General features: G+C 72.7%; 7 protein-coding genes. 1 reads left to right on the forward strand and 6 read right to left on the reverse strand.

The genetic code is table 11. From position 1 onward, the window contains the following. Positions 1-19: 19 nt before the first annotated feature. The 4 genes from ACIA3K_RS26225 to prmC form a co-directional block, all read right to left on the reverse strand. Positions 20-2134 carry a transglycosylase domain-containing protein gene (locus ACIA3K_RS26225; protein ID WP_396804324.1) on the reverse strand — a complete coding sequence of 705 codons (2115 nt, stop codon included), beginning with the start codon at positions 2132-2134 and terminating at the stop codon, positions 20-22. A 106-nt stretch (positions 2135-2240) separates the two neighbouring features. Continuing rightward, positions 2241-2852, reverse strand: a complete 612-nt coding sequence (locus tag ACIA3K_RS26230; RefSeq protein WP_396804325.1) for a phosphotyrosine protein phosphatase — start codon at positions 2850-2852, stop codon at positions 2241-2243. Next, positions 2853-3503, reverse strand: coding sequence for an L-threonylcarbamoyladenylate synthase (locus ACIA3K_RS26235; RefSeq protein WP_396804405.1), 651 nt, complete (start codon positions 3501-3503; stop codon positions 2853-2855). Next, positions 3503-4450: a peptide chain release factor N(5)-glutamine methyltransferase gene (prmC, locus tag ACIA3K_RS26240; protein WP_396804326.1), complete on the reverse strand. Its 948-nt coding sequence runs from the start codon at positions 4448-4450 to the stop codon at positions 3503-3505. The genes ACIA3K_RS26235 and prmC overlap by 1 nt, the downstream gene beginning before the upstream one ends. 73 nt (positions 4451-4523) lie before the next feature. Here prmC and ACIA3K_RS26245 point away from each other — a divergent pair, with 73 nt between their 5' ends. Next, a complete protein-coding gene (locus tag ACIA3K_RS26245; protein WP_396804327.1) occupies positions 4524-6071 on the forward strand; it encodes a diguanylate cyclase domain-containing protein in 1548 nt (515 codons plus the stop codon). A 60-nt stretch (positions 6072-6131) separates the two neighbouring features. On the opposite strand, the gene prfA is transcribed toward ACIA3K_RS26245, so the two are convergent. Both prfA and rpmE read right to left on the reverse strand, forming a co-directional pair. Beyond that, positions 6132-7220: a peptide chain release factor 1 gene (gene prfA, locus ACIA3K_RS26250; RefSeq protein ID WP_357133945.1), complete on the reverse strand. Its 1089-nt coding sequence runs from the start codon at positions 7218-7220 to the stop codon at positions 6132-6134. A gap of 114 nt (positions 7221-7334) precedes the next feature. Then, positions 7335-7559, reverse strand: coding sequence for a 50S ribosomal protein L31 (gene rpmE / locus ACIA3K_RS26255; RefSeq protein WP_088987870.1), 225 nt, complete (start codon positions 7557-7559; stop codon positions 7335-7337). Positions 7560-7930: the final 371 nt, after the last annotated feature.

Here is a 7930-nt window from a genome sequence, read left to right on the forward strand (position 1 = left end):
GGCGCGGGCGGGGGCGGGGTTAGTTTGTGGTTCGGGCGCCGGTTACTTGGAAGGCGGCGCGTTCGCTTGGCGGGACGAAGTCGCGTACGGGCTGGTCGTGCAGGGCACGGGAGAGGACCTCGCCCACCCCGGTGACCATTCGGGCCTGCACGGCCTGACCGACGGCGTCGCGCGGGTCGTCGGGGTTGGCCGCCATCGAGGCGACCACCAACTGCGGGGTGAAGGCCACCACCGTCTCCGTCTCGTACCGCTCGGAACTGCCGGTCTTGCCGGCCACCGGGCGGCCCAGCCGGGATCGCAGATCGGGAGCCGTGGCACCGTCGCACCGCCCGTACATCGACTGGTCGCCCACCGGGCAGCGGGCCGCGTCCGTCGCCGCCCGGGCCACGTCGGTGTCGAGTACCTGCCGACAGTCCGGCTTGGCGGCATCCACCGGCCGGCCGGCCGAGTCGTTGATCGAGACCACCGGCAGCGGCGCACACCACGTCCCCTCCGCGGCCACCGTGGCGTACGCCGTCGCCAGGTCCAGCGGGGTCGTCGCGGCAACGCCAAGGGTGAACGGGCCCCAGTCCTTCGCGCCGTAGCGGGCCAGCCGCTCGTCGGAGTCGGCCCGCAGCACGATGCCCAGCCGCTCGGCCATCTCGACCACCCGGTCGGCGCCGACCCGCTCGGTGAGCCAGGCGAAGTAGGTGTTCACCGACCGGCCGAACCCGGTCCACATCGTGCGGGGGCCGTCCATCGCCGACGGACTGGCGTTCGCCGGGCACCAGCGGCCGTCACAACTACCCGCGCCGGTCGCCGGGAAGCGGGTGAGCAGTTGCGTCGGCGCCGTGAACTCGGTCGACAGCGGCATGCCGGATTCCAGCGCGGCCAGCATGGTGAAGAGCTTGAACGTCGAACCGGCCTGGTACCCGTCGATGGCCCCACCACCGGCCACGAGCTGGTTGACCGTGTTCGGGTGGTTCTTCTGCCCGACCGGGTTGTCCTCGACGCTGTAGTTGCGGTTCACCGACATCGCCAGCACCCGGCCGGTGCCGGGCTGCACCACGGCGGTGGGTACCGCCCGTGCCTCGGTGGGCCGGTAGATGCGCAGGACCTGCTCGGTGGTGGCCTGCTGCACGGCCGGATCCAGCGACGAGACGATGGAGAACCCGCCCCGGCGCAGCGTGCGCTGTCGCTCGTCGGCGCTGGAACCGAACGCCGACTGGCTGCTCCACCAGCGGGTGAACCAGTCGCAGAAGAAACCCCAGTCCGGGTGCCCGTCGGGTACCCCCGTGCAGTCGTTCGGCGTCTCGCTGGGCCGCAGCTGCAACGGCTCGGCCTGTGCCGCCGCCGCCGCGTCGGCGGGAACCTGATCCGTCTCGACCAGGCGTTCCAACACGTACGTCCGCCGGTGCAGGGCGCTGTCGGCGTCCCCGTTGATCGGGTCGTCACTGTCCGGCGACCGGACCAGACCGGCCAACAGCGCGGCCTGGGGCAGGGTCAACTCAGCCGGCGAGACCGAGAAGTAGCGCTTGCTGGCCGCCCCGATCCCGTACGCCCCGGCGCCGAAGTAGGCGATGTTGAGGTAACGGGTGAGGATGTCCTCCTTGCTGAGCTCCCGCTCCAGCGCCAGCGCGTACCGCATCTCCTGGAGCTTGCGGGCGGTGGTGAGCTCGGTGGCCGCCTGGCGCTGCCCCTCGGTCAGCCGGGGGTCGCTGCTGAGCACGTTGCGGACGTACTGCATGGTCAGGGTGGAGGCGCCCTGCCGGGTCCTACCGTCGCGCTTGTTCACCGTGAAGGCGCGCACCACACCGCGCAGGTCCACCCCGCTGTGCTGGTAGAACCGGACGTCCTCGGCGGCCACGATGGCCTGGCGCATCACCGGGGCGACCTCGTGCAGCGGAACGTCCACCCGGTCCTCCTGGTAGAAGGAGGTGATCAGGGTGGTGCCGTCGTTGGCGTAGAGGTTGGAGCGCTGCGCGGTGGGCGGCGTGCGGAGCGTGTTGGGCAGCTCCGAGTACGGCGTGCTGAGGGCGCTGAAGCCGATCCCGAAGACCAGGGCGGCGGGCAGGGCGGCCCCGGCCAGCACCAGTCCGGCCAGCACGCCGGCGATCACCACGGTCAGCAGTTTGTCGAGTCGGGCCCGGATCATCAGCTCTCCCCGCAGGAGCCGGTCACGCTAGGACCCGTTCAGAATGACCCGGAACGCCCCTTTCGCCCCTGGTTTTCCCCAAACCCGGAGGAAACTCGCACGGCGCTCAGGTCAGCAGCGCGGCGGCCAGCGGGTGGACCGTCTCCTCGATCTCGTCCGCGACGCGGGTGAAACACTGGTCGCCGCGACCCCAGGGGTCGTCGAGATCGTCGGTGGGCAGCGCCGAGGCGCCCAGTCGTTCGTCGTGCGCCGCCGCCACCAGGGCCACGCCACGCGCGTACACCGCCTCCGGGGTGGCCTCGGCCGTCGGCAGCGCGGTGACGTCCACCGCGGCCAGCAGCCGGCCGAACTCACCCAGCACGAAGGTGCGGGCCGCCGCGTCCGGGCGGAGCGCCACCACGTACTCCTGCTGGTCGGCCGTCGCCGTCAGGACCAGGTCGGCGGCGTCGATGTGGTCCGAGCGCAGCTTGCGCGCCGCGAACCCGTCGACGTCACCGCCACGGTCGATGACCTGCCGCGCCGCCGGCGGGTTCATCTCCTCGCCCGCGTGCCAGCCGCCGGTGCCGGCGCTGTGGCTGTGCAGCAGCTCCTCGGCCGTGGCCGGGTCCTGCGAACGCCGCGCCAACCGCTCCCGCACCGCCAGGGCCAGCAGTCGCTCGGCCATCGGCGAGCGGCAGATGTTGCCCATGCAGACGTGCAGGACGGTGAACGGGGGCACTCAGGCCCCCTGGCCGACGTCGAGAAGGTCCGGTACGACGTCGCGCAGCTTCTCCAACGGGATCGCGCCGGCCCGCAGCAACTGCGGCACCTCGCCGGTCAGGTCGACGATCGTGCTCGGCACCGGATCGGGACAGGGCCCGGCCTCCAGGTAGGCACGCACCGAGTAGCTGAGCTGGTCGCGCGCCTCCTCGGCGGTCACCGCCGCCGGCTGGCCCGTCTTGTTGGCCGAGGAGACCGCCATCGGGCCCGTCTCGCGCAGCACCTCCAGCGCCACCGGGTGCAGCGGCATCCGCACCGCCACCGTGCCGCTCTTGTCGCCCAGGTCCCACTGGAGGCTCGGCGAGTGCTCGACCACGATCGTCAGCGCACCCGGCCAGAACGCCTCCACCAGGTCCCGCGCCGCCGAGGGCAGCGAGAAGACCAGGCCGTCGAGGGTGTGGCGGGAACCGATCAGCACCGGCGGGGGCATGTGCCGACCCCGGCCCTTCGCGTCCAGCAGCGCCTTGACCGCGTACGGCGTGAACGCGTCCGCGCCGACCCCGTAGACGGTGTCCGTCGGAAGGACGACCAGCTCGCCGTTCTTGACCGCCTCGATGGCCGCAGCGATGCCGCGGTCCCGATCGGCGGGCGATCGGCAGTCGTAAAGCATCACGGGGAGTCAGTCTGCCACGCCGGCCCGGACCCGGTGCGCTGGCCGTCCGCCCGTCGGGACGCGGTGGCGTACCGGGGGCGGCCGGTGAGGTCCGGATGCTCCGTGACGGCGTCGAACCGGCCGTCGCGGGCGAACAACTCCGGCACCGCCCCGCCGTGCGTGTCGTCGTGCTCGACCCCGATCACGCCCCCGGGTCGCAGCAGCGCCGCCGCCCGGTCGATCACCGGTCGGATCACCGCCAGGCCGTCGGCGCCCCCGAAGACCGCCTCCGCCGGATCGTGCGCGGCCACCTCGGGCGGCACCACCACGTCGACCGGCACGTACGGCGGATTGCAGAGCAGCACGTCCACCCGACCCACCAGGTCGGAGAGCAGGTCGGGCGCGGTCACGTCGGCCTCGACCACCTCGATCGGCCGGTCCCCCGCCGCCGCCCGCTCGGCCGCGTTGCGGCGTAACCACGCCAGCGCCGCCGAGGACCGCTCCACCGCGACCACCCGCGCCCCGGGCAGCTCCTGCGCCACCGCCAACGCGATCGCGCCGGTGCCGCTGCACAGGTCCACCACCAGCGGCTCGGATCTGCCCCGGCCCTGCTCGACACCCCATCCGGCCAGCAGTTCCGTCTCCGGGCGGGGCACGAAGACACCCGGACCGACCGCCAGCTCCAGGTGCCGGAAACCCGCTCGACCGGTCAGGTGCTGCAACGGCTCCCGGCCGGCGCGACGCCCGACCAGCTCGTCCAGGCGGGCCAGTTGGGCGTCGTCCAGATCGCCGGCGAGGGCCAGCCGACCCCGGGGCACGTCCAGCACGTACGCCGTCAGCAGTTCGGCTTCCACGCGCGCCGGGCCTACGCCGGCCGCGGCGAGTACGCGGGCCGCCCGGGCCACCGCGGCGGACGGACGGGTGCGGCCTGTCCCTTCGGGGGGGTGTTGCGGCAGAGTGGTCACACGATAATCATGGGGCGTCGCGGGGCGACGCCATGAACGGGTGCGTCGAGGCGCACACGACAGGAGGTTGTGGGTGGGCTGGCTCGACCGGGTCCATGACCAGGTTGACACTCTCTCGCACGCCCGCGCTTTGCAGGAAGCAAGTCGCTCCGCGGAGTCGTACACCCTTCTGGAGCGTGTGATCCGCACCACGTCGGACCCGGCGGCCCGCGCGGACGCCATGGTCCAGCGTCTCTCCGCCTTGATCAATCTCGGTCGGACGGCGGAGTTCACCCGGGCCATCGAGGAGGCGTCGGCAGCGGTCCGCGACCTCGCCGAGCCCTACCTGCACGGGCACCTCAACGCACTGGCCGCGCTCGCCGCCCACCACCAGGGCGCGCTGGACCGGTGCGTCACCCACCTCGTCAAGGCAGCGCGGGCCCTGAACGCCGTGGACGACCCGGACCGGGACACCGCCTGGGGCTGGCACGACCTGGCGATGGCCTACAGCTACCTCAGCTTCCACGGGTACGCCCTGGGCGCGATCGAACGCGCACGGCAGCTCGGGTTGACCGCCGGGATCCCGGAGGAGACGTTCGCCGCGCCGGGCATCCGGCTGCGCAACGCCGTGGCGCTGGACCACAACGGTGACAGCGACGGCTGCCTGCGCGTGCTGCGGGACGTGGCGACCGACCTGGCCCAGTTCGTCCACAGCGGGCGGGCCGGGCGGCTCCGTCCCAGCAGCCTCGCCGCGTACGGGTACTCGGCGGCACGGCAGGCCGCGCTCGGCGACACCCTGGAACCGATCGGCGACGCCGTCCCGTCCCGGCTGCTCACCCACGGCGGTGACAGCGCCCGGGCGCGGGACCTGCGGCAACTCGGCATGGTCTGCCTGGCCGTCGCGGACGGTCGGCCCATCGAGGCGGTCGCCCGACTGGACACCATCCGGGTGTCCACCGAGACGCTCGGGGCGGCCGAGCCGGCCCGGCTGCGCAGCATCGCGCTCGCCCGCGCCGGCGACCATCCCGCGGCCCACCGGGCGGACCGGCTGGCGTTCCGGCTCGCCGCCCAGCGCAACGACCGGCTGCGCGACGTCTACATCGACGGCATCGCCGCCCGGATCGACCACGAGGAGATGCGTCGGGAGGCGGCACGGTACGAGGGTGAGGCGTTGACCGACCCGCTCACCGGCCTGCCCAACCGGCGTCGCCTGGAGCGGTACATCACCGCCGTCGTCACCCGGGGCGAGCGGGTCGTGATCGGCGTCTGCGACCTGGACGGCTTCAAGGCGGTCAACACCCGGCACGGCCACCACTCCGGTGACCTGGTGCTGCAACGCATCGCCGGGGTGATCAACCGGGTGATGCGCCGGGGAGACTTCGTGGCCCGCTACGGTGGCGACGAGTTCGTCGTGGTGCTCCCGGACACGGGCATGACCGAGGCCGCCGAGGTGGCCCGCCGGATCGAGGCGGCGGTACGCAACGAGGACTGGGAGTCGCTGGTGCCCGGCACCCCCGTCGGGGTGAGCATCGGCTTCGCCGAGGTCTCCGGCGGTAGCGGGCTGCGCGACGCGCTCAGCGTCGCCTTCGAGCAGGCCGACCGGGAGATGCTGCGCGCGAAATCCCGCCCCCGAGCGAGCTGACGACCCCGCCCCTTCCACCACTGCATGATCGGAGCGGAGACGGCGCCCCGGCGGGGGCGGTTAGCGGCGGGTCAGTTCCGTGTCGCCGGCCAGGCGGGCGGCGCGGTCGGCCTCGGCCAGGGCGTCCAGGACGCCGTCGAGGTCGCCGGCGAGCGCCAGGTCCAGGTTGTACGCGGTGTAGCCGATCCGGTGGTCGGTGATCCGGTTCTGCGGGAAGTTGTAGGTGCGGATGCGCTCCGAGCGGTCCACGGTGCGTACCTGCGCCTTGCGGGCGTCCGAAGCGGCGGCGTCGGCCTGCTCCTGGGCGGCGGCGAGCAGCCGGGCCCGCAGGATCCGCATCGCCTGCTCCCGGTTCTGCAACTGGGACTTCTCGTTCTGGCAGGACACGACGATGCCGGTCGGCACGTGCGTGATCCGTACCGCCGAGTCGGTCGTGTTGACCGACTGGCCACCCGGGCCGGACGAGCGGAACACGTCGATGCGCAGGTCGTTCTGGTCGATGGTGACGTCGACGTCCTCGGCCTCCGGCAGCACCAGCACCCCGGCCGCGCTGGTGTGGATCCGGCCCTGCGACTCGGTCACCGGGACGCGCTGCACCCGGTGCACGCCGCCCTCCCACTTGAGCCGCGACCAGACACCGTTGCCGCCGTCCGGCACACCCTTGGTCTTGATCGACAGCGAGACGTCCTTGACCCCGCCGAGGTCGGAATCCTGCGCGTCGATCACCTCGGTGATCCAGCCGTGCCGCTCGGCGTACCGGGTGTACATCCGCAGCAGGTCGCCGGCGAACAGCGCCGACTCCTCGCCGCCCTCACCGGCCTTGATCTCGACGATCACGTCCTTGGCGTCGTGCGGGTCGCGCGGGATGAGCAACTCGGCGAGGCGCTCCTCCAGGGCCGGCAGGGACGCCGCGATGGAGTCCGCCTCGGCGGCGAAGGACGGGTCCTCGTCGGCCAGCTCGCGGGCCGCCGCCAGGTCGGCGCGGGCCTGCTCCAGCTCGCCGGCGGCCTTGTGCAGCGGCACCAGCGCGGCGTACCGGCGACCCACCCGGCGCGCGGTGGCCTGGTCGGCGTGGATGGCCGGGTCGGCCAGCCGCTTCTCCAGCTCCGCGTACTCGTCGAGGAGTCCGGCCAGACGCTCGCTGCTCATGCTGCGGATGCTCCTTCGACGATGCGGCACCGGGAGGGCCGAGGGTGTTGACGGGCGAAACGCGGACGGCGCCCGTGTCCGGTACAAAACCGGACACGGGCGCCGAACGGGGAGTTACTTGGCCTTCTTGGCCTGAACCTTGGCGTACTTCTGCTGGAACTTCGCGACCCGGCCGGCGGTGTCGAGAACGCGCTGCTTACCGGTGTAGAACGGGTGGCAGGCGCTGCAGGTCTCGACGTGGATCGCCCCGCCCTTGGCGGTGCTGCGGGTCGTGAACGTGTTACCGCAGGAGCAGCTGACCTCGGTGGTCGTGTACTCCGGGTGGATGTTTGCCTTCATCTCGCCTCGGTCCTCTCGTTGGTGGTCGCCGGGTCGCCGTCATCACTCGTCGCGCCGTACGCGACGGGCTCGGGCGTGAACCGGAACCGGTGTGGCCGATTGACCAGTGTGCCATGGGCCTGGGCCGACCCGGTAAGCGGGCCGCACACCTCGTCCGGCATCGTCAACACGGGCCTACCTGTCCGCATTCCCGCCGTCCGGGCAGGCATTCACTCCGCCGTCGGGTACCCCGACGGGGGAACGGTGTGGCTTGAGGCGGGAACGAGGAGAGGGGGGGGGGGGGGCGGGGGGCCGCCCCGGCCCGACCCCCCGGGGACCCCCCCGCCGCAGCCCGCCCCCCCCCCCGCGACGCACCGCTCAAACCCAACAAA

It is taken from the genome of Micromonospora sp. NPDC051543, from assembly GCF_044454415.1.
In the GTDB taxonomy this organism is placed as follows: domain Bacteria; phylum Actinomycetota; class Actinomycetes; order Mycobacteriales; family Micromonosporaceae; genus Micromonospora.